Origin of the sequence: Streptomyces sp. NPDC093795 (assembly GCF_044764665.1) — a bacterium.
Taxonomy (GTDB): domain Bacteria; phylum Actinomycetota; class Actinomycetes; order Streptomycetales; family Streptomycetaceae; genus Streptomyces.
The window spans coordinates 460729-483465 of sequence record NZ_JBIWIO010000003.1; the positions used below are offsets into that span (position 1 = coordinate 460729).

General features: G+C 73.0%; 15 protein-coding genes and 1 pseudogene. 8 read left to right on the plus strand and 8 right to left on the minus strand.

The genetic code is table 11. The features are described from left to right. Positions 1-202 precede the first annotated feature (202 nt). The 6 genes from ACIRB7_RS10945 to ACIRB7_RS10970 all read left to right on the plus strand — a co-directional run bounded on the left by ACIRB7_RS10945 (position 203) and on the right by ACIRB7_RS10970 (position 7234). A complete protein-coding gene (locus ACIRB7_RS10945; protein ID WP_403595484.1) occupies positions 203-1525 on the plus strand; it encodes a DUF2254 domain-containing protein in 1323 nt (440 codons plus the stop codon). A 669-nt stretch (positions 1526-2194) separates the two neighbouring features. Then, positions 2195-2677, plus strand: a complete 483-nt coding sequence (locus ACIRB7_RS10950; RefSeq protein WP_403595487.1) for a DedA family protein — start codon at positions 2195-2197, stop codon at positions 2675-2677. Positions 2678-3023: 346 nt separating this feature from the next. After that, positions 3024-3779: a (5-formylfuran-3-yl)methyl phosphate synthase gene (locus ACIRB7_RS10955; RefSeq protein ID WP_403595489.1), complete on the plus strand. Its 756-nt coding sequence runs from the start codon at positions 3024-3026 to the stop codon at positions 3777-3779. 8 nt (positions 3780-3787) lie between these two features. Beyond that, on the plus strand, positions 3788-5191 hold the full coding sequence (locus ACIRB7_RS10960) for an aldehyde dehydrogenase family protein (protein WP_403595492.1): 1404 nt from the start codon (positions 3788-3790) through the stop codon (positions 5189-5191). Between the two features lie 2 nt (positions 5192-5193). Continuing rightward, complete coding sequence (locus ACIRB7_RS10965) at positions 5194-6300, plus strand: NAD(P)-dependent alcohol dehydrogenase (protein ID WP_403595495.1); 1107 nt, start codon at positions 5194-5196, stop codon at positions 6298-6300. 28 nt (positions 6301-6328) lie between these two features. Then, the gene (locus tag ACIRB7_RS10970; RefSeq protein WP_403595497.1) at positions 6329-7234 is read left to right on the plus strand and encodes a class I SAM-dependent methyltransferase; all 906 of its coding nucleotides are present in this window, start codon (positions 6329-6331) and stop codon (positions 7232-7234) included. A gap of 63 nt (positions 7235-7297) precedes the next feature. Here the strand turns inward: ACIRB7_RS10970 and ACIRB7_RS10975 are convergent. From ACIRB7_RS10975 to ACIRB7_RS10985, 3 genes and pseudogenes are all read right to left on the minus strand, one after another. Further along, a pseudogene (locus ACIRB7_RS10975) lies at positions 7298-7438 on the minus strand (calcium-binding protein); the annotation flags it as partial. 34 nt (positions 7439-7472) lie between these two features. Then, positions 7473-7976, minus strand: coding sequence for a DUF4265 domain-containing protein (locus tag ACIRB7_RS10980; RefSeq protein ID WP_403595499.1), 504 nt, complete (start codon positions 7974-7976; stop codon positions 7473-7475). Positions 7977-8098: 122 nt separating this feature from the next. Then, a complete protein-coding gene (locus tag ACIRB7_RS10985; protein WP_403595501.1) occupies positions 8099-10003 on the minus strand; it encodes an SMI1/KNR4 family protein in 1905 nt (634 codons plus the stop codon). A gap of 166 nt (positions 10004-10169) precedes the next feature. Here ACIRB7_RS10985 and ACIRB7_RS10990 point away from each other — a divergent pair, with 166 nt between their 5' ends. Then, positions 10170-11156 carry a TerC family protein gene (locus tag ACIRB7_RS10990; protein WP_403595504.1) on the plus strand — a complete coding sequence of 329 codons (987 nt, stop codon included), beginning with the start codon at positions 10170-10172 and terminating at the stop codon, positions 11154-11156. Between the two features lie 361 nt (positions 11157-11517). On the opposite strand, the gene ACIRB7_RS10995 is transcribed toward ACIRB7_RS10990, so the two are convergent. After that, complete coding sequence (locus ACIRB7_RS10995) at positions 11518-13899, minus strand: SpoIIE family protein phosphatase (RefSeq protein ID WP_403595507.1); 2382 nt, start codon at positions 13897-13899, stop codon at positions 11518-11520. Between the two features lie 188 nt (positions 13900-14087). Here ACIRB7_RS10995 and ACIRB7_RS11000 point away from each other — a divergent pair, with 188 nt between their 5' ends. Further along, positions 14088-15317: an aminotransferase class V-fold PLP-dependent enzyme gene (locus tag ACIRB7_RS11000; protein WP_403595510.1), complete on the plus strand. Its 1230-nt coding sequence runs from the start codon at positions 14088-14090 to the stop codon at positions 15315-15317. 24 nt (positions 15318-15341) lie between these two features. On the opposite strand, the gene ACIRB7_RS11005 is transcribed toward ACIRB7_RS11000, so the two are convergent. From ACIRB7_RS11005 to ACIRB7_RS11020, 4 genes are all read right to left on the minus strand, one after another. Further along, positions 15342-16616 (minus strand): cation:proton antiporter, encoded by a 1275-nt coding sequence (locus ACIRB7_RS11005; protein ID WP_403596196.1) that lies wholly within the window; start codon positions 16614-16616, stop codon positions 15342-15344. 78 nt (positions 16617-16694) lie between these two features. Beyond that, positions 16695-19619, minus strand: a complete 2925-nt coding sequence (locus ACIRB7_RS11010; RefSeq protein WP_403596199.1) for an NHLP bacteriocin export ABC transporter permease/ATPase subunit — start codon at positions 19617-19619, stop codon at positions 16695-16697. A 28-nt stretch (positions 19620-19647) separates the two neighbouring features. Beyond that, positions 19648-21918: an NHLP family bacteriocin export ABC transporter peptidase/permease/ATPase subunit gene (locus tag ACIRB7_RS11015; RefSeq protein ID WP_403595513.1), complete on the minus strand. Its 2271-nt coding sequence runs from the start codon at positions 21916-21918 to the stop codon at positions 19648-19650. Further along, on the minus strand, positions 21915-22694 hold the full coding sequence (locus tag ACIRB7_RS11020) for an HlyD family efflux transporter periplasmic adaptor subunit (protein WP_403595516.1): 780 nt from the start codon (positions 22692-22694) through the stop codon (positions 21915-21917). Before ACIRB7_RS11020 ends, ACIRB7_RS11015 begins: the two co-directional genes overlap by 4 nt. Between the last annotated feature and the right edge of the window lie 43 nt (positions 22695-22737).

Here is a 22737-nt window from a genome sequence, read left to right on the forward strand (position 1 = left end):
ACGCAGGACGGCCCGCCGGATGTCCGGCGGGCCGTTCTCGCTTCGGGAGGGCGCGTCCAGCCGGCCTCGGCGCCGGCCGACGTCCGCAGCGGGGTTCCACCTCGCCGAGTCCTCCGGCACACGCCCGGTCGGCGCGACACGCCGCCCCGGACGGAGCGCCCGATCAGGCCGGACGCCATGGTCCGAGACTTATGTTCCGACCATGAGTGACAGAGACGTTTCGTCGGGCGCGTCCCACCGTCGGGTGCTGGCGCCTCTGCGCGAGCACCTGCGGGACACGTTCTGGTTCGCGCCGGCTGCCGCGATGGTCGGCGTGTTCGTCATCTGGCTGGCGGCCGACGCGCTTGACACGGCTGTCGTCACGGCGCTGAAGCGGGAGGGCGACTTCGAGCAGCTCGCCGAGTTGCAGCGGTTCGCCGATGACGCGAAGACCGTGGTGAGCACGGTCAGTTCGGCGATGATGACGTTCATCGGTGTGGTCTTCAGTATCTCGTTGGTCGCGGTGCAGATGGCGAGCGGCCAGTTCACCCCGCGCGTGGTACGGCTCTTCGTCCGCAGCCGGATCACCAAGGCGACCTTCGCGGTCTTTCTCGCGACGTTCGTCCTGTCCCTGCTCGTCTTGACCTCCTACGACAGCTCCCCCGACCCTCGTGCGGCCATCTCCGTCCCCCTCGTGCAGTCCTTCCTCACGCTGCTCATGGTTGCGCTGAGCTTGATGTTGTTCGTGTTCTACGTGAACGCGACGCTGCGGTTGATGCGTGTCAGTCATGTGATCGCGCGGATCGCCACGGAGTCCTTCCGGGTCGCCGCGGCGATGCCCGAGACCCTGCCGCGTGCGGAGCTCCCCGACCTGGGACCCGTCACCGGGTGGGTGGCGCACGAGGGCCGGGCCGGAGTGCTGCGGGACGTGGACACCGTCCGGCTGGTACGGGCCGCCCGCACACACGAGGTCGTTCTGCGTCTGGTCCCACGGATCGGGGACTTCCTCGTACCCGGCACACCCGTCCTGGCGGTCCACGGAGGCCGGCCCCCGGCGAGCCGCGCACTCCGCTCCACCGTGTCGGTGGGTGTCGAGCGCACCTACGACCAGGACCTGGCATTTGGGCTGCGGCAGCTGTCCGACATCGCGCTGCGCGCCCTGTCGTCCGCCATCAACGACCCGACGACCGCGGTGCAGGCCCTGGACCGCATCGTGCAGTTCCTGGCCGCCCTGAGCCGACGCCCCCTGGGCGCCGCCCTCTACCGTGACCGGGCCGGCGAGGTGCGGCTCGTGCAACCGGTGCCGACATGGACCGCTCTGGTGGATCTCGGCTTCGCCGAGGTGCGCGCCTGCGCCCTCGGCAACCCGCAGGTCTCACGGCGCTTGCTGGCCGGCCTCGACGACCTGCTCGTCATCGCACCGCCGGAACGGCACGAACCGCTGCTGCGCCACCGCGAACTGCTCATCCAGGTCATCGGCCGGGAAGCACCCAACCCGACCGATCGCGCCTTCGCCCTGTGGCCGGACCGACAGGGAATCGGCTGACCCCGCCGCCGATCCGCGGCCGGTACGCCGCCCGAACGCCCCGGGAAGTCCCCCGCCCAGCTCGTCTTCCGCAGTGCGCGGCTGCCCTACGGCCGGCACACGATCAAGGTCGAGTGCACCGGTGACAAGAACACATGGGCGAGCGGCACGTACGCCCTCGTCGACGCGTCCCAGCCCTACACCGGCGGCGACCTGAACCAGACCGAGTCGTACCGATGCTCCGATCACCTTGGGAGGAGGCTGGTCGACCACGGCCCGCATACGCCTGCCGGCCTGAGCCACCACACGCGGCGCCGACGGCGCGAGGCCCGGTCTCAGGGGCGCGCGAAGGAGCGACGGCGCGAGGTGGGCCGAGCCGACGACGACCCCAACGAGGACGAGCTGAACGCGAGGGTGCGCCTGGAGTAGCTCAGGGGCTCCTGCCGCATCTCCACCCCCGACGCCTTATATTCGCCGTACGCGCGTTCGGTTAGGCTGACCTTGCCTGGCGGACGGGCATGGGTTCAGGTTCCCGTCCGCGGGTGAGAACCCAGAGGACGGAACAGCCAGAGGCAAGGCGCAGGTGAGAGACGGTGACCGGCTTGAGCGCGTCGTGCGTCCGCTGGGGCGGGAGGCCCATGAGGGTGTCGGGGGACGTGGGGTCCGGCTCGACGTCCGGCAGGAGGCGCCGTGGATAAGATCGCGCTCACGGCCGGAGCCCTGTACGTCATCGTCCTGCTCCGCGCCGGGGGGACGTTCGCCGTCGGGTGGCTCGCCGGCGCCGGTGCCCGGCGCAGCAGGTTCGCCGGGCGGATCTCCTCGGCGAAGTTCCGGCGCGCCGAGCGGGCGATCCAGCGGTGGGGCGCGCCGGTGGTGGCCGTCTCCTTCCTGACCGTCGGTTTTCAGACCGCCGTCAACTTCCTCGCGGGCAGCGCGCGCATGCCGTTGCCGCGCTACCTCCCCGCCCTGTTCGTGGGCGGGGCGGCCTGGGCGCTGATCTACGCGACGGCGGGGCTCGGCGTGCTCGAAGTGCTGGGAAGGCTCTTCGCCGAACGGACGGCCCTCGGGGTGTCCGCCGTGGCCGCCCTCCTCCTCGCGGTGTGCGGGGTGGTGGTGTACCGCAGAAGAAGAGCGGCCCTGTCCTCCGGCGAGACCGTGGCCGAGGAATCGTGAGCCGTCCCACGCGGGCGGGTGCCGTGCCGGGCGAGATGTCGCCTTCCCACCGCTGACGCAGGGGCCTCTCCCAGCTGGCGCCGGGTGGCGGCGGTCACGGAGCGCGCAAGTGCGCAGGGGCGCACCGGCGGGAGGTGATCGGCCCCATGCGGCGCGGATCAGCAGACGCCGGTTCACCCCGGTGCACACGCTGTCATGCGCGTGCGTACACGCGCCCCTGGGGATCTTCCCGCGCGCCCTGTCGGTGCGCACGGGCGGTGGAAATGATGAGCACACCGCACATGGACCAGGTGAGCCGCGGTTCCCCGGCCTCGGTCGGGCGGACTCGCGGCGGAAGGAGTTCACGGTGTTACTTCTCATCTCCCCGGACGGCGTCGAGGAGGCCCTCGACTGTGCGAAGGCGGCGGATCACCTCGACATCGTCGACGTCAAGAAGCCCGACGAGGGCTCTCTCGGCGCCAACTTCCCGTGGGTCATCCGGGAGATCCGCGACGCCGTGCCGGCGGACAAGCCGGTGTCCGCCACCGTCGGGGACGTGCCGTACAAGCCCGGCACGGTGGCGCAGGCCGCGCTCGGCGCGGTCGTCTCCGGCGCCACGTACATCAAGGTCGGCCTCTACGGCTGCACGACCCCCGAGCAGGGCATCGAGGTCATGCGCGCGGTCGTCCGGGCGGTGAAGGACCACCGCCCGGACGCGCTCGTCGTCGCCTCCGGCTACGCCGACGCCCACCGCGTCGGCTGCGTCAACCCGCTCGCCCTGCCCGACATCGCCGCCCGCGCCGGTGCCGACGCCGCCATGCTGGACACCGCGATCAAGGACGGGTCCCGGCTCTTCGACCACGTTCCGCCGGACGCCTGCGCCGAGTTCGTCCGCCGCGCCCACGCCTCCGGTCTGCTCGCCGCCCTCGCGGGCAGCGTCAAGCAGGCCGACCTCGGTCCGCTGACCCGCATCGGCACGGACATCGTGGGTGTACGGGGAGCGGTCTGCGCGGGCGGTGACCGGAACGCCGGAAGGATCCAGCCGCACCTGGTCGCCGCCTTCCGGGCGGAGATGGACCGGCAGGCCCGGGAGCACGCCGTCGGCGTCCCCACCGTGAACTGACCGCCGGCATGCCGACGCCTGAGGCCCGCCGCGTCCCCGGTGGCCGGGCCGTACGCTTCCCCGTCGTCGACCCGGCCACCGGGGAGGCCTTCGACGAGGCCCCCGACCAGCAGCCGGACGAGCTGGACGCCGTGATCGCCCGCGCCCAGCGGGCCTGGCACGGCTGGCGCGCCGAACCCGCCCCCCGCACCGCCGCGTTGCGCGACGCGGCCGACGCCGTGGAGGCGGCCGGCGACGACCTGGCCCGGTTGCTCACCCGGGAACAGGGGAAGCCGCTGGCCGAGTCGTACGCGGAGGTCGCCCGTACCGCCGCCCGCCTGCGCTACTTCGCCGACCTGACCCCACGGACCCGCCGGATCGACGACGGCCGGCCCGTGCACAGCGAGATCCGCTGGCGCTCCCTCGGCCCCGTCGCCGCGATCGTCCCGTGGAACTTTCCCCTCCAGCTCGCGGCGGCGAAGTTCGCGCCCGCGCTCGCGGCGGGCAACACCATGGTCCTCAAACCGTCTCCGTACACCCCGCTCGCCACTCGGCTGCTGGGCTCCGTCCTCGCCACCGTCCTGCCCGAGGACGTCCTGACCGTCGTCACCGGCCGCGAACCCCTCGGCGCCCGCCTCGCCGCCCACCCGGGCATCCGCCACGTCACCTTCACCGGCTCGGTGCCCACCGGGCGTGCCGTCGCCGCAGCGGCGGCGGCCTCGCTCGCCCGGGTGACCCTGGAACTGGGCGGCAACGACGCCGCCGTCCTCCTGGACGACGTCGACGTGGACCGGATCGCGGACCGGCTGTTCTGGGCGGCGTTCCGCAACTGCGGACAGGTCTGCATGGCGGTCAAACGCGTCTACGTCCCGGCCCGGCTCCACGACGAGGTCGTCGAGGCCCTCGCCCACCGCGCGAAGACCGTCGCCGTCGGATCCGGACTCGACCCGGACACCCGGCTCGGGCCCGTCAACAACGCCCCCCAGCTGGCCCGGGTCGAGCAGGTCACACAGCAGGCCGTGGCGGCCGGCGCCCGGGCGGCGGCCGGCGGCCACCGGCTCGACGGACCGGGCTACTTCTTCGCCCCCACGATCCTCACCGACGTCCCGCCCGACAGCCCGGTGGTGACCGGGGAGCAGTTCGGACCGGTCCTGCCGGTGCTGCCGTACCGGAGCCTCGACGCAGCCGTCGACGCGGCCAACGGCACCGGCTTCGGCCTCGGCGGCTCCGTATGGGGCACCGATCTCGACCGGGCCGAGGCGGTGGCCGACCGGCTCGAATGCGGCACGGCCTGGATCAACCACCACGCCGAACTCTCCCTCGCCCAGCCCTTCGCGGGCGTCAAGGACAGCGGGGTCGGCGTCGCGGGCGGACCGTGGGGGCTCTACGGAAACCTCCGGCCGTTCGTCGTCCACCGCCCCCGGGAGGCGTGACGATGAGGTTCCAGGCGGCCGTACTGCGCTCGTACGAGAACCCGTTCACCGTCGAGGAGGTGACCCTGCGGACGGAACCCGCCGCCGGCGAGATCCTGGTCGAGATCGCGGGCTCCGGGATGTGCCGGACCGACCTCGCGGTACGGCGGTCCGCCGGCCGCAGTCCGCTGCCGGCCGTCCTCGGCCACGAGGGCGCCGGGGTCGTGGTGCGGGCGGGCAGCGGCCCCGACACCGCGATCGACGTGGGTGACCACGTCGTGCTGAGCTTCGACTCCTGCGGACACTGCCGGAACTGCCGCGCCGCGGCCCCCGCCTACTGCGACTCCTTCGCCTCCCTCAACCTCTTCGGAGGCCGCGAGGAGGAACCGCCGCGGCTCACCGACGCGACCGGGAAAGCGCTGGCCCCCCGCTGGTTCGGCCAGTCCTCGTTCGCGGAGTACGCGCTCGTCCCGGCCCGCAACGCCGTCCGGATCGACCCCGCGCTGCCGCTCGAACTCCTCGGGCCCCTCGGCTGCGGCTTCCTCACCGGCGCCGGCGCCGTGTTCAACACCTTCGGTGCGGGCCCCGGCGACACCCTGACGGTCCTGGGAGCCGGTGCCGTGGGCCTGGCCGCGGTGATGGCCGCCACCGCCGCAGGCGTACGGACCGTGGCCGTCGACCGGCATCCCCAACGACTGGCCCTGGCCGAACGTTTCGGCGCGGTCCCCCTGCCCGCCGGGACGGCACGACTGCCCGAACAGATCCGACGGCTCACCGACGGCGGCGCGCAGTACGCCCTGGACACCACGGCCTCGGCCCCGCTCATCAACCACGCGCTCCAGGCACTGCGCCCCACCGGCACCCTCGGCCTCGTGGCACGCCTCCACACCGCGCTGCGGCTCGAACCGGGCACGCTCGACCGAGGCCGCAGCATCCGCCACATCTGCGAAGGGGACGCCGTACCCGGACTGCTGATACCCCGGCTGACCGGTCTCTGGCAGGCCGGCCGCTTCCCCTTCGACCAGCTGATCCGCACCTACCCGCTGGCCGACATCAACGAGGCCGAACGCGACTGCGAAGCCGGCCGCGTGGTCAAACCCGTCCTGCTCCCGGAGAGAACAAGCCGATGAGCACCCCACTCCTGCCTACGGAGGAAACATGGCCGGCACGGCGCCGCAGCAGACAGATGTGGAAGGCGTGGACGGAGGTGTGGGCCTGACCGCCCTCCTGGTCGCCGCGGCACGGGCGATCGAGACCCACCGCCACGACAGCCTGGCCCAGGACGTCTACGCGGAACACTTCGTGCGCGCCGCCCCGGCGTGCACGGACTGGCCGGTACGCATCGAACAGGTCCCGGAGGGGGACGACAACCCGCTGTGGGGGAGGTTCGCCCGCTACTTCGGCCTGCGGACCAGGGTCCTCGACGACTTCCTGCTCCGGTCGGTCCGTACGGACGCCCGCCAGGTGGTCCTGCTGGGCGCGGGGTTGGACACGCGCGCCTTCCGCCTTGACTGGCCGTCCGCAGCGCAGGTCTTCGAGATCGACAGGGCGGGCGTGCTGGACTTCAAGCAGCGGGTGCTCACGGACCTGTCGGCCGTCCCGAAGGTGAAGCGCGTGCCCGTACCGGTCGACCTGCGCGCGGACTGGGTCACCGCGCTGACCACCGCCGGCTTCGACCCGGCCGTGCCGAGCGTCTGGCTGGCCGAGGGGCTGCTCTTCTACCTGCCGAGCCCTGCCGAGACGTACCTCATCGACACGGTGGACAGGCTGGCCACCGGAGGCAGCGCTCTGGCCTTCGAGGCCAAGCTGGAGAAGGACCTGCTCGCTTACCGCGACAGCCCGATCTACACGGCGACGCGCGAACAGATCGGCATCGACCTGCTCCACCTCTTCGACCCGGGCCCACGACCCGACTCCGCGGGCGACCTGACGGCCAAGGGCTGGTCCACTTCGATGCACACGCCCTTCGACTTCACCCGCCGGCACCGACGCGGCCCCCTCCCAGAGCCGAACGACGCGCTGGAGGGGAACCGGTGGGTGTTCGCGCACAAGCCCCGGTCCTGACGTCCGGGGCGCTCACGTGGCCGTACGCGCACGGCCGTCCGGGACGACCGTGCGCGGACCGTGTCAGACGGCCTGGGCGGCCACCAGCTGGTCGCCCGGGATCCCGGCCTTGTCCGGCGCGTAGTAGTCCTCGATGCCGGCGGCCCACGTGGTCACGAGGATGCGGTCCTCGGCATCCGGGCCGAAGGCGTCGAAGAGCGCGTGGGACAAACAGCCCGCGCGGCTCGGACCCGAGGAGCTATGCGTCGCGCCATGCGTCGGTGGCACAGGGGACCTCGAAGTGCCACCACCCGTCCTCCTCGCCGCGGACGAGCAACGCCTTGATCCCGGCGAGGTCCGCGTCGCCGGGCACGGTGAGGGCGACCAACGGAAACGTGTCGCTGTAGACCTCACCGCCCAGCCCGAAGGGCGACAGCCGCTCGTGCACGGCCCGGGCGCTTCGCCCCAGGGGGCCGGAGGCGACGGGCAGGACACGGATGGTGCAGTTGTCCGACGCCTCCACCCGCTCCTTCGCCCAGTGGAGACCGTCGGTGTCCGTCGCGAACCGCACGACCTCGCCCTCGGCCACCCCGTCCTGGAGGAAGGGGATGTTCTCCAGCCGGGCGGTGTCACGGCTCACCCGGGTGGCCCAGAGCCCCTCTGTGTCGTAGGGAAGCCAGCCCTCGCGCGGCACGAACCGGAACCACACCTTGATCCGATCGCCTTCAGTAGCGCCAGGGTCGGCGGGAGTCATGGAGGTCATGCTCGCAATGGTCGCGTACGCGGCCGGACGCTCGCCCTCGGGGGTCGGACGCGGGCGCGTCTGCCCGTACGCGGGAGCGCGTCTGCCCGTACGCGGGAAAGGGCGGCTCCTCTCGGTCGGACTCAGGGCCGATGACGGACGAGATAGGCGTAGGCGAACCCCTCGCCCGCGTGTGGCGCCCGGGTCCAGGACCGGGTGGTGAAGGTACGGAGCTTGCCCTGGGTCAGCGCGAAGCGGGGGAGCGAGAGCCCGAGGGTGGTGTGCAGGGCCTCCAGCAGGCGCCGTTCGCGGTCCGCTTCGCTGTCCGTTTCGCCGTCCTCCGGGCGGAACAGGTGCTCCGGGTCCAGGGCCTCCGGTATCGCGCCCGAGCGCTGGATCTCCGTACCCCGCACGGTGAAGGCGTAGAGCTCCTCGCCCTGTTCCGCCACCGACAGGTGGAACGCGGCCGGACGGTCACCCGGCGACGGCCTCCTGGGGTCGCACCACACCACCACCGCACGGCCGGACGAGGAGGCCGCCGGCGCGGGGGACAGGAACAGATCGTGCAGGTGGTGCTGGGAGTGGCCGTCGAAGGCGAAGGCCCACTCCTCGGCGGTACGGCCGACGGCGACCACGGCCCGGTCCTCCCACAGTTCCACGCCCTCCCGCTCGTGGGGCCTCGGCGCCCGCAAGGAAACCCGGCGCGGATCCGCGGGCGCGCTCAGCCCCGCGCCCTCCTCGCCGATCAGGGCGGGCAGGCGGGCGGGGTCGGTCCCTTCGACCCAGACACAGCGGTAGCCGTCGAACGGTCGCCGGTACGGGGCCGGTTCCGTCAGCCAGGCGAGGCCCGGCGGGTCGAGGTCGGGCACCGGCACGGGGGCGGGGCCCGTCTCCCCGGCCCTCGGTGTCGCGAGGATCTCCCGTCCGCGCTCCGGGGTGACCAGCGGACCCAGGACCGGGTCGGCGAGCAGGCCGATCGGCACGATCAGCAGGGGGCCCGGCGCCTCCCACAGCGGCAGCGCGTCCCGCAGGACCCGCCACGCGGCGTCGGTGGGCCCCCAGCGGGCGTACTCCCGCGCCTCGGCGACGGCCCGACCCCATGAACCGGGAGGCGCATAGCGATGGGTGCCGTCCCGCACCGTCCTCAGCACCGTCCCGGCGGTCGCCCGGGCGACCCCGCGGGCGGCCATCATGCTCAGCCAGTGCTCGTCCTCGCCCCGTCGCCGTTCGTCGCCTGCCTGCCTCATCGCCTCCAGGGGCAGGATCTCCGGCAGGTAGCGCGGGTCGGCCACCAGGCCGCCGTAGTCCCAGGAGCCGCGCGGAGCCAGCAGCTGCCGCATCTGGTGCAGGAGGACGGCGCTCCCGGGCCGTCCGAAGGACCTCGCCTCCTCAAGCAGGGGCAGCGCTTCCTCGAACCGTCCGCGCAGGGCCAGCAGACGGGCCTCCTCCACGTGGGCGTCCTGCGCGCGCGTGGTCGCGTTCACGAAGTCGGGCCTTTCCACCCGGTCGGCGTGGAACCCGCGGTACATGGCCTCCATGTACGCGCGGAACGACGGGTAGCGGTCGGGCATTTCACCACCCCACCCCTTGTAGACGTAGAGCGCCCACTCGCCGTCCTGGTCGCTGTCGCCCGGGTCGAGCAGGGCGTTCGTCATGTCGGAGTCCGTCTCGAGGCGCAGCGCCCGGCGCCACATCCCGGCCAGCAGGACGTCCTCCTCGCGCGGGTCGTCGCCGAGGCTCTGCTCGTACAGCGGCGTCATGCCGAACGGATCCCGGAACCAGTCGATGTCCGCGGCGCCGCCGAGCTGGTAGATCCCGGCCGGCTGGTCCACGTGCCACCCGTCGCTCACGGCCAGGAACGCCCGGTACGAGGGCGGCAGCCGCCGCCCCAGGCGCTTCTCGGCCGCGCCGATCGCCGCCTCGTCAGCACCGGGCCTGGCCGGGAGGACGATCTCCTCGCCGTCCTCGTCGTCCGCGTCCGGACGCGGAACCCACTCCTCCTGCCAGCGTTGCAGGAACTCATGCCAGTTGAACGGCTCGCCACTCATGCACGGATGGTGTCACCCGGCACTGACAGCGACCCCCCTGACGGTGACGGACCGCACGGAGGGGCGCCCCGCGGACGGGCCGACGTGCCGCGTCGAGCGGGATGCCGCAGACTCCTGTTATGGGGTCGGTGCACCCTGGTTCCGGCCCACGGCGAAAGTGCCCGGTGTGCTCCAGGTCCCGTTCTGGCTGTGGGGGGCGTTCGCCGCGACGGTGGTCGTGTCGCTCGCGGTGGACTTGCTGGCGCACCGGTCCGCGCATGTGATCGGCTTCAAGGAGGCCGCCGCCTGGAGCGGGCTGTGGGTGAGTCTCGCGCTCGTCTTCGGCGGCGTCGTCTTCCTCGTCCTGGGGACGACGGCGGGGACCGAGTACACGACGGCGTGGCTGCTGGAGAAGAGCCTGTCGGTCGACAACCTCTTCGTCTTCGCCGTGATCTTCGCGTACTTCAAGGTGCCCCGCGCCTACCAGCACCGGGTTCTGTTCTTCGGCGTCATCGGCGCCCTCGTCTTCCGCGGGATCTTCCTGTCCCTCGGCGTGGCCGTGGTCAGCCGCTTCACCGCGGTCCTCTTCGCCTTCGCGGCCGTCCTGTTCTACAGCACGTACAAGCTGCTCAAGGACGAGGCGGAGAGCTTCGACCCCGGCAAAAGCCTCGCGGTGCGGATGCTCCGCAAGGTCATCCCGGTACGTGACGAGTACGCCGGGACCAGGTTCTTCGTCAAAGAGGCCGGGAAACGCATGGCCACCCCACTGCTCGCGGTGGTCGCGGCCATCGAGGCGGCCGACCTGATCTTCGCCGTCGACAGCGTCCCGGCCGTCCTGGCCGTCAGCGACGACGCGTTCATCGTCTACACCAGCAACGCCTTCGCGATCCTGGGCCTGCGCGCCCTGTACTTCATGCTCGCCGGTCTCCTCGACCGCTTCCACTACCTCAACAAGGGCCTCGCGATCATCCTGTCCTTCATCGGCGTCAAGCTCATCCTCCAGGCGTCCCACAAGACGATCAGCACCAGCATTCCGGAGATCCCCTCCGTGATCAGCCTCGCGGTGATCGTCGTCGTCCTGGCCGGCTCGGTCGGTCTCAGTCTGGCGAGGCCGCCCGCCGAGCCACCGGACACCGGATCCGGGCCCCCTCGTGACCCCGCACGCGAAGATTGACGCGCTTCCACTTTCCCGCTGCCCGATTCGGGAATATCGTAAAAATATGGTCAAGAAGGAACACGACGTCGACTCGTATACGTGTCACGTGTGTGGGCAGCCCGTCACCGCCGAGATCACACGCCACAAGACGCTGGGCGTCTTCGTGCCCGCGTGGGGTCCGGGGCCGTGTCACAACCCCCACTGCGCCGACTACGTACCCAAGTCGCGTCACACACCGGAAGCCCGCGCAGGGGCCTGAGGCCTGAGGCCTCCTCCGACCGGCGAGCGTGGCTCGCGCGGGCGAGGGGCACCGCACTGCCCGCACGCCCGGAGTCGTACGGCGCTGAGGCCCCGCGTCGTACGGCCCTGGGGCCCGGCCTCACAGGGTCAGGGCCTGCTCCGTCCAGATCGTCTTGCCGCGCGCCCCGTAGCGACAGCCCCACCGGGTCGCCAACTGGGCGATGAGGAACAGCCCCCGGCCGCCTTCGTCGGTGTTCAGGGCCCGGCGCAGTCGGGGCTGGGTGTTGCTGGGGTCGGTCACCTCGCAGACCAGGACGCGGTCGCGGATCAGGCGCAGCACGATGGGGCCACCCGCGTAGCGGACGGCGTTGGTGACGAGTTCGCTGACGATCAGTTCCGTGGCGAACGCCTGCTCGTCCAGGCCCCAGGCCGCCAGCTGGGCGTTGACGTCGGCACGGGCCTCGTGCACCGCCGCCGGGTCGGCGGGGTACTCCCACATCGACGTGGACTGCTCGGCCACGGCGCGGGTGCGGGCCAGCAGAAGGGTGACGTCGTCGTCGGGACACTCGTGGGCGGGGTGACCGGCGATCAGCTCGGTCCCGATCCGGTCGAGGGGTTCCCCGGCCCGTACCAGCCGAGCGAGTGAGGCGAGCAGGGCCGCCTCGGGGTCCGCGGTGTCGTCGTCGCGACGCACGAGACCGTCGGTGTAGAGGGCGAGGACGCTGTCGGGCGGCAGCGTCGTGGTGAACACCTCGAAGGGGTTGTCACCGACGCCCAGGGTCGGTCCGGGGGCCACGGCGAGGTACTCGGCGCTGCCGTCCGGCAGTACCACGGCCGGCGGCGGATGGCCGGCACTGGCCATCTGGCACATCCGGGTCACCGGATCGTAGAGGGCGAACAGGCAGGAGGCCCCGAGTGTGTCGGCCTCCTCGGCCTCGGCCATCATGCGCTGCACCAGGTCGTCGAGACGCATGAGGAGCTCGTCCGGCGGGAGATCCAGGTCGGCGAGGGTCTGCACGGCGGTGCGCAGCCGGGCCATCGTGGCGGTGGCCTGCAGTCCGTGGCCGATGACGTCGCCGACGACGAGCGCGATCCGCAGCGACGACAGCGGGAACGTGTCGAACCAGTCGCCGCCGACGCTGACGCTGCCGGCCGCCGGCAGATAGGTGCCGGCGGTCTCGGCCGCGGCGCTCTCGCTGGCCGACGGGGGCAGCAGGCTCTGCTGCAGCACGACGGCCGTGTGATGCTCGCGCGTGAACCGGAAGGCGTTGTCGACCGCCAGCGCCGCCCGGTGACACAGATCCTGCATGAGCTTGATGTCGGCTCCGTCGAACGGGGCGGGGTTGTGCGTGCGGTACACGGAGGCGAACCCGTAGAACCGGCCGCGGTGGTAGAGCGGGCAGCCGAGCGAGCCGTGCATGCCCTCGGGCATGTAACGGGCGATGAGTCGCGGGTCGTGCCCCAGGATCTCCCGGAGCAGAGCGGCGTCCGCGACGATCACCTCCCCGACGACCAGGGGGGCGACCTCAGCGCTCTCCGGCACGGCCGGGGTCCGCTCGCCCAGCTGCGTCAGCTCGCGAGGCCAGGCGCCGTCGACCGACCGGACGGCGACGCGCCGCGGCGCGGACGCCTCCACCCCCGGGTAGCCGAGGGGCGGGTCGCGCCCCTGGAGGACGTCGTCGGGGAAGTCGACGCAGGCGAGGTCGCCGAGGGCGGGCACCAGGACGGCCACCAGATCGCGGGCGCTGTGCACCACGTCGAGGGAGTCGCCGATCTCGATCGCGCTCCGGTACGCCGTCGAGAGGCGCTTCTGGGCGCGGTACCTCTCGGTGACCTCGATCGCGGCGATCGCGATGCCGACAGGCACTCCGAGCGAGTCGCCGAGCCGGACACAGGTGAGGGACAGCAGGCGGTCGGCCTCGAACGGGTACTCGGCCGCGATGACGGGCGATCCCGTCTCGGCGACCCCCGTCATGAACCCGCGCACGGTCCCGTGGATGCCGGAGCCCGGCAGGTCCCGCAACCAGTCGTCGTCGCACCCGTCGGGCCGCAGAGCGTCGAAAGCGGCGTTGGTACGCACGACCCGCAGGTCCATGTCGAGTTCGGCGACGGCGATGCGGTCCTGGCTCAGGACGGCGCGGGCGAAGGCGATGTCCTGGTCCCAGCCCGCCGGGCCCTCGGGGCTCCCGGCCACGACGAGGGTCCCGCCCGGGGTGTCGGAGCTCATCAGGCGCACGTCGGCCTCGACCACCGTGCCCGAGCTGTGGCGCAGCCGTAGACGCCCGCCGTCATCGCTTCCGGGCGGCCGCCCGGCGGTGCCTCCCGGGGGCCGCTCGGCGGTCGCGTCCGGTGCGAGGAGGGTCCGGGCGGGTGTCCCGGAGACCTGGGCACTCGTCCAGCCGAGAAGCTCCTCCGCGGCGCGTGACCACCAGACGATACGGCCGTCCTCGTCGAGCAGCGCGGCCGCGACACCGTCCGTGCCGGGCCCCTGCCGCCCCTCTCCACCGGCGGGAGGTGTCACAGGCGTCTCCCCTTGTCGGCACAACCCTGGGGTCCTGTGGGCCGCTGCTGTCCTCCAGGATGCTCCCTTCCCCGAGCCACGGCACCTCGGGTCGGCTCAGCGCCCCCCCGCTCAGCCGGCACCTCGGCAGGACACCGTTTCCTCTCCTGCTAGCTTCCTGTCTTCGATGTCCTGCTCTTGGGAGTCATGTGAGCACCCTCGACCTCGCCCCCGCGCCGCGCCCCCTGGCGCTGCCCGACGGCCGCCCGGCGGCCGCCGCCTGGTCGCTCGATCCGGCGGTCACGCACCTCAACCACGGATCCTTCGGCGCCGTCCCCCTCGCGGCCCAGCAGGAGCAGGACCGCAGGCGCCGGCAGATGGAGGCCTCGCCCGTCGCGTGGTTTCCCGCGCTGCCGGGAAAGATCGCGGCGGCGCGCGAATCACTGGCCCGCTTCCTGCGGGTCGAGGCCGACGACCTCGCCCTCGTACCGAACGCGAGCGCCGGCGCCAGCGTCGTCTACGGCGGTGTCCCGACGCGCCCCGGCGGAGAGGTGCTGGTCACCGATCACGGGTACGGCGCGGTGACCATGGGCGCCGAACGCCTCGCCCGGCGCTGGGGCGGCGCCCTGCGCACCGCCCACGTCCCGCTCGACGCCGACGAGGACACCGCCTACGCCTGCGTCGTGGCCGCGATGGGCGAGGCGACCGGGCTCGTCGTCGTCGACCACATCACCTCGGCCACCGCCCGCTGGATGCCCGTCGGGCGGATCGCCGCCGAAGCCCGCCGCCGCGGCATCCCGGTCCTCGTGGACGGCGCGCACGTCCCCGGGCTCGCCGCCGACCCCCTCGCCGACGTCGACTGCGACGTCTGGGTCGGCAACCTCCACAAGTTCGGCTGCGCCCCGCGCGGCACCGCGGCGCTGGTCGCGCGCACACCCCTACGGGACCGCCTCTTCCCCCTGATCGACTCCTGGGGCGCCCCCGACCCGTTCCCGGACCGCTTCGACACCCAGGGCACCGTCGACGCCACCAGCTATCTCGCCGCTCCGACCGCCGTCGACTTCGTGGCGGACACCTGGGGGTGGGAGGCCGCGCGCACCTACATGCGCGAGCTGGCGGACTACGCGGAGCGGATCCTGGCCGACGCCTTCTCCGAACTGACCGGCGAGGACTGCCGCGTGGACGTCGGCACACCGGTCGGCGTCCTGCGGCTCGTACGGCTGCCGACTCCGCTGGCCGCCACCCGCGCCGAGGCCGACGCGCTGCGCGACCGCGTGGGGCGGGAACTGGGCGTCGCCGCGGCGTTCACCAGCTTCGGCGGCGTGGGCTACCTGCGCCTGTCGACCCATGTGTACAACACGGCCGCCGATTTCGAGCACTTCGCCGAGCGCTGTGTCCCCGTCCTCGGCGCGTGGTCCCGCACCGGATCCCGGAGCTGACCGCGACGGCTGGGAAGCGGCCTCTCAAGGCGGTCCGGGCGAGGAGCGGCGCAGTCGGTCGACGCTTCGGATGACCGGGGTCGCGGCGGCGCCGTGGACGACGACGGAGAGCAGGACGGTGAAGGCGACCACCGACCAGAGCTGGCGCGCGTCGGCCGCGAAGGTGTCGCCGTGGCCGAGTGCGTACGCGAGGTAGAACAGCGAGCCGATGCCCCGGATGCCGAAGAAGGCGATGACCCCCTTCTCCCTCGGGCCCGCGCCGAAGCCGATCAGTCCCAGCCACCCCGCTGCCGGCCTGACGACGAGGACGAGCGCCACGGCGACGAGCGCGCCCTGCCAGGTGAGGGCTCGCAGGCCGCCCGTGACGAGGAAGCCCCCGAGAAGGAAGAGCAGACAGACCGTGAGGAGGCGTTCGATCTGCTCGGTGAACTCGTGCAGCACCCGGTGGTAGCCGTGGCTGCGCTCGGCCGCACGGATCGTGCAGGCCGTCACGAACACGGCGAGGAAGCCGTAGCCGTGGAGGAGTTCGGCCGCCCCGTACGCCAGGAACGTGGCGCCCAGGGCGACGAACCCCTCCATGTGCTCCGAAAGGCGCAGCGCGTCCGTCCGCGCGCGGAAGAACATCCGGCCCAGCAGCCGCCCGGCCACGATTCCCACCGCGACCCCGGCCGCGATCCTGGCCAGGACGTCGACGAGCAGCCATCGTCCGATCCACTCCGCCGACCATCCGTCGCCGGCCGCCGTGGCGAGCGCGAGGGCGGCCAGGACGAACGGGAAGGCGAGTCCGTCGTTGAGGCCGGCCTCGGAGGTGAGGGTGAACCGGACCTCGTCCTCGTCGTTCTCCGCGTCCGTCGGTTCTCCCACTCTCACCTCCGCCGCGAGGACCGGATCGGTCGGCGCGAGTACCGCGGCGACGAGCAGGGCGAGCGCCGGTGGCCAGTCGAGCAGGAGTACGGCGATGAGCGCCGTCCCGGCGATGGTCAGGGGCAGGCTGATGCCGAGCAGGCGCCAGGGCCCGCCCCACGTACGTCGGCCGAAGGGCCGGTTGAGGGCGAGACCGGCTCCCATCAGGGACACGATCACGCACAGTTCGGTCACGTGCTCGACCCAGAGCCGGTCCCGCACCGGGTCCACCGTCGGCACGGGCAACGGCAGCGCGGCCACGGCCACGCCGGCGGCGAGGAAGACCATCGGCATGGAGAGGGGCCGCTTGAACACGAGCCTCGGCACGACGGCCGCGCCGAGCGCACCCAGGCCCATCGCAAGGTAGACGGTGTCGGAGAGGATCACCCCGCACATCCTGTCCGAAACGGTCTCCTCCATGCGTGATCGCCGTCGCGGCCACGGCTTCCGCGCGGCACCCCTCGCCGTGGCCCGTCAGCGCAGTTGGCGGCGGACCAGGCTGTGGAAGAGACCGGCCGTGTCGGCGAGCAGGTCGGCCGGGGTGCCCTCCTGGACGACACGGCCCTCCGCCATGGCGATCACCCGGTCGGCGCCCATGATCGTGGACAGGCGGTGGGCGATGACCACGCGCGTGGTGCGCAGCGCCCGGGTGGCTTCGATCACCTGCCGCTGGGTCTCGTTGTCGAGTGCGCTGGTCGCCTCGTCGAGGAACAGGATCCTGGGCGTCCGGACGAGGGCCTGGGCGATCATCAGGCGCTGGCGCTGACCACCGGAGAGGGTGGCGCCGCCGTCGGACAGCATGGTGTGCAGGCCCATCGGCATGGCCCGGATGTCGTCGGCGAGCCCCGCCAGCGTCACGGCCCGCTCGACCTCCTCCAGGGTGCGGTCCTCGGCGCCCCGTACGCACTCCAGGATCGAGCCGGTCAGGGGCTGGGCGTTCTGCAGGACGACCCCGCACTGGCGCCGCACCGCCGTCTGGTCGAGTGCGGCGAGGTCCTGGCCGTCGTACAGGACGCTGCCCTCGGTGGGCCGGTCGAAGCCGATGAGCAGGCGCAGGAGGGTCGACTTGCCGCAGCCGCTGGGGCCGACGACCGCGACGAACTCGCCGGGTTTGACACGGAGGTCGACGCCGTCGAGGACGAGGGGGCCTTCGGGGGAGTAGCGGTACGAGAGACCGCGGGCCTCGACGGCGCCGGTGAGCGTGCCGGGGCGGGCGGCGTCGGCGCGTACCTCCGGGGCGGCCTTCAGGATCGGCACGACCTGTTCGAAGACGGGCAGGACGGCGGCGACGGAGAGGAGCGCGCTGATCGCCTGGGTCACCGAGGACAGCAGCATCGTCAGGGCGGTGGAGAACGTGAGGAACCCGGCGGCGGACATGGCCCCGCGGGCCGGACCCGCGAGCAGGGCGAACATCACCAGGGTGCAGAGCGGCAGGCAGACCGCGCCCAGGACCGTCAGGGCGTTCTGGATCCGGCCGGCGCGCTGCTGGAGGACCCGGGTCCGGGCGAACTCCCGCGCCCAGGCGGCGTACGCGAAGCTCTCGGCCGCCGCGACCCGCAGCTTGGGCAGGCCGCGCAGGGTCTGGAAGGTCTGGTTGTCGAGCCGGTTGCCGAGCTCGGTCAGACGCCGCTGATGGCGCAGCTGCCACAGCCCGAGGGTGAGGAGGACCGCGGCGACGACGAGGATCAGGGCGAGTGCCACCAGTGCCAGCTTCACGCTGTGGACGAGCAGCAGGACGAGGTTCACCGTGCCGATGGTGCCCGCCTGGAGACAGACGGGGGCGATGCCGGACAGCATGCGGCGTACGGCGCTGATGCCCATGGCCGCGTTGGCCAGTTCGCCCGTCGAGCGGCCGCTGAAGAAGGTGGCCGGCAGGCGCAGGAGCCGGTCCCAGACGGCGGGCTGGAGGGTGGCCTCGATCCGGCCCTCCATCCGCAGCAGGGCGATGTTCTGCGCCAACAGGGACGCGGCCCCGACGGCGGTGGCCGCGAGGAGGGCGACCGCCGTGACGACGATGAGGTCTCCGCGGCCCTGCGGCACGTACTGCCCGAGGATCCGGCCGGTCGCCAGCGGCACCGTCGCCCCGAGGACCACGGAGACGAGCCCGGCCAGGAGCAGGCCGCGCAGGTCCTGACGGGTGCCGCCCAGGCTGAAACGAAGGAGTCGCGCGAGACCGAGCCGGCCCTCGGGCAGGGGGCGGTAGAACATGACGGCCCGCCGCTCGAAGCCGTCCTCGTTGTCCTCGTCGATCCGCTCCCGCCCGCCACCGGGGTCGGCCGCCACATAGCCGCCACGCCGCCACAGCAGGGCGACGGGCGCGCCGTCCGGCTCGCGCCGGCCGAGGAGGGGACCGCAGTTCTCCCGCCACCAGCGGCCGCGCAGCCCGACGGTGCGGGTGCGGACGCGGGAGGCGTGGGCGAGGCGCTCGACCGGGTCGTTCCGTCCGCTGTCCGTCGTCGGGTCGGACTCGGCGGCCGTGGCGGGCGCGTCGGCGAGCGTGATGCGGGCGTCCGCTGCGACCAGACGGCACACCGCCCGCGTCGCGTCCGCGGCGCCGCCGCGCCGGGGGTTGCTTCCGGAACGGCCGAGGGCGGCCAGGAGCGCCTGGTCCCCCTCGCTGCCCGCCGCGCGGCCCGCCGCGAGACCGGCGGCCGTACGGTCCTCGTGGTCGCGCCGGCGCTGCTCGATCCAGTCGTCCAGAGCGTACAGGAGCCGGTGCTGCTGATCCACCATGCCCTGCCACATCGCCGCGTCGACGAGGAGAGTGCCGGGCGCGTGCGGCTCGTACGCGGAGCCGTGGCCGACGCTCCCCGGGGCGACCGGCATCCAGACGATCTCGTCGTCCTCCGCGCCCTGCCCCGCGTCGGCGCGGCCGTCGAGCGGAGCCTCGTACAGGACGCGCAGGCCACGGCCGATGCCGCGGGCGAAGGCCTCCTCCAGCGGGCTCAGGGCGGGTGTGCCGGCGGCATCGGCCCCGTACCCGTACCCGTAGTCGTACCCGTACGGGGACCCGTGCCCGTGCCCGTGCTCGTACCCGTACGCGGATCCGTGCCCGTACGCGGATCCGTTCCCGTACGCGTCCGCGTGCCCCGGTGCCTGGAGCAGCTCGCGCAGTTCGATCCGGCGAAGCAGGCACTCCTGGGAGGGGCGGCCGACGAGGGTGTGGCCGGGGCCCTCGGCGGGGCCGAGCAGCAGCGCGCCGGCGTCGAGGCGGCCGAGGAAGTGCCAGGGCCCGAGCCCCGCCACGTCGACGGCGAAGAGGTCGAGATGGCCGTGGACGACGAGCCAAAGCACCCACGGCCCCTCCAGGGGCAGGCTGCGCAGTCCCGTGCCGTCGACCGGTGTGCCGAGGGCGCCCAGGGCGGCGACCACCGGGTCGGGGGACGAGGGTCCGGCCATTGCCGTGACCGGATGAGGGAACGTCACCTCAGTGCTCCTTCACCAGGTCCGCGTACCGGCCGCCCGAGGCGAGCAGGTACGCGTGGGGTCCGCGCTCCACGACCGCGCCCCGGTCCAGTACGAGGATCTCGTCGCTGTCGCGGACCGTGCTGAGCCGGTGGGCGATGACCACGCACGCGCAGCCACGGCGCCGCAGGTTGTCGATGACGGCCCGCTCGGTGTCCGCGTCCAGGGCGCTGGTCACCTCGTCGAGAACGAGGACGCTGGGGTCGCGGACGAGGGCCCGGGCGAGTTCCAGGCGCTGGCGCTGGCCGCCGGAGAAGTTCCGGCCGTCCTGCTCGACCCGGCTGTGGATGCCGCCGGGCCGCCGGGAGACGACGTCGAGGACGACGGCGTCGGCGAGCGCCGCGACGACGGCCTCGTCGGGGATCGAGGGGTCCCACAGGGCCACGTTGTCGCGGACGGTCCCCTCGAAGAGGAAGACGTCCTGGTCGACGAAGGAGACCGAGGCGGCGAGGGCGCCGCGCGGGATGTCCGCGAGCGGCATCCCGTCGATGCGCAGGGCGCCCTCCCAAGGGGCGTACAGGCCCGCGATGAGCCGGGAGACGGTGGACTTCCCGCTGCCGGAGCCGCCGACGAGCGCGACCTGCTGCCCCGGCCCGACCGTCATCGAGAAGTCCTTGAGCAGGGGCGCGTCGAGCGGGCTGTAGCCGAAGGTGACGTGGTCGAGTTCGACATGACCGGCGAGGCGGCGGGCGGGTCCTGCGGGCTCGCGGCGGGTGTGGACCGGATCGACCGGGAAGTTCTCGACGTCCCGGAGCCGTGCGACGTCGACGGCGAAGTCCTGGGCGCGGCCGACGACACCGCCGAGGCGGGCGATCGGTGCGGTGAAGGCGGTCACCAGGGCCTGGAAGGCGACGAGCAGACCGACCGTCAGATGTCCCTCGACGGCCCGCAGACCGCCGATCATCAGGATCAGGGCGCTGTTGACGGCGGCGAGGGTGGGCGCGACGACCGCCAGCCAGGCGGTGGGCACGCCGAGGCGCTGCTGTACGTCGAGGGTGACGGCGTGCTGGCCCGCCCAGCGGCGGAAGAAGCCGTCCTCGCCGCCCGTCGCCTTGACCGTCTCGATGAGCTGGAGCCCGCCGTACGAGGTGTTCGCGAGGCGGGCGCTCTCGGCGCGCAGCTTCCCCGCGCCCGTGGCCCGCACACGGACCGTGATCCGCATCGCCACCACGTTCAGGAGGGCGACGCCGACGCCGACGAGCGTGAGCTGGGGGTCGTACGTCCACAGCAGGACGGCGTAGAGCACGACGACGAGGGAGTCCACGCCGGCCGCCGACAGGTCGCGGGCGAGGGTCTCGGCGACGGTGTCGTTGGACCGCAGCCGCTGGACCAGGTCGGCCGGGCCGCGCTGGGCGTAGAAGGCGACGGGGAGGCGGAGCAGGTGCCGCAGGAAGCGGGCGCCGGTCAGGGTCGAGGAGACGATGCGCCCGCGCAGCAGGTTGGCCTGCTGGAGCGCGGTGAGCGTGGCGGTGAGGACCAGCGCGACGGCCATGGCGGCGAGCAGCACGCCGAGCAGCGAGGACCGTCCGCCGATGAGGAACATGTCGATGTACGTACGGCTCAGGGCGGGCACCCACGCGCCGACGACGACCAGGAGGAGGCTGGCGAGCACGGCGGCGGCCATGGTGCCGGACATGCCACGCAGGCGGCCCGGCATGGCACCGAGGAGCCCGGGCCCGCGGCCGCCGCGGCGGAAGTCGGGGCCGGGTTCGAGGACGAGGACGATGCCGGTGAAGGCGGTGTCGAACTCCTCCATGGGCACGAAACGGCGGCCCTTGCCCGGGTCGTTGACGTGGACACCACGGCGGCCGGGGCGACGGGTCATACCGTCGTACACGACGTAGTGGTTGAACTCCCAGAACAGCACGGCCGGGGCGGCGACCCCCGCGAGGGCCGCGAGGTCCATCTGCATGCCCTTGGCCTGGAGGCCGTAACTGCGCGCCGCCTTCAGGAGGTTGCTCGCCCGCGAGCCGTCGCGCGAGACGCCGCACGCGATGCGGAGCTCCTCGAGGGGGACGAACCGGCCGTAGTGGGCGAGCACCATGGCGAGGGCGGCCGCTCCGCACTCCACTGCCTCCATCTGGAGGACGGTGGGGGTACGGACCGGGCGCGGCGTCCTGCCCTTGGGCGGGGCCGCGCGGCGGCGGGTCCGGGGGGTGGGGGGAGTGGCGCGGGTGCGGGGGGTGTGCCGGGTGGGACGGGTGCGGGGGGTCTGCGGTGCGGCGCGGGTCACGGGAGCAGCCAGTCGACGGGGCGGTGCGCGGAGAGGTGGACGGCGCCGGTGACCGGCGTTCCCGAGGCCGCGGTCCGCGGGGAGCCGTCGGAGGCGGGCGGGAGTTCCAGGGAGACGAGGACGGCCACCGGGTTGCCCTGCCGGGTGAACTCGGCGGCGAGCCCCTCGTCGCCGAGGAAGCCGGCGATCTGGCCCGGGGTCTGGGGCGCGCCGCCGACGGAGGCGACGCGGCCGCGCAGGGCGCCGTACGTGCTCCGCGACGCCGAGCGGACGCTGACGTCGACGGTCGCGCCGACGCGCAGGGAGCCGGTGTCGCCGCCCGGTACGTAGAGGACGGCCATGAGGGGATCGTCCGGGTCCGTGACGCGCTCGACGGTCGCGACGTCGGCGCCGGTCGTCACGACCGAGCCGGTGCGGGCGAGGAGCGCCGTCAGACGGCCTCCGGCGACCGCGCGCACGGGCCGGTCGCCCTGTGCCGTGCGGACGACGACGAGCGGTGCGCCGGCGGCGACCCGCGTGCCCTCGGTGACGAGGACCTCGGTCACCTGTCCGGCGACGGGGCTCTGCAACAGGTACCTGCCCTGGGCGTGGGTGAGGATGCCGGGGGCGGTGAGCCGGTCGGTGACGGTGCCGGTGAGGGCCCAGAATCCGGCGGCGGTGATGACGAGGGCGGTGACCGCCAGGACGAACCGTCCCTGGGGGCGCGCGAAGCGCACGGGAAGTTCGAGTTCCTCGGGGGATTGCAGCTTGGAAAGAGCCTTCTGGCGAAATTGCATGGGCTGGTGACTGTTCCTTCGGCTGCTTTCGTCCCACCGTGTT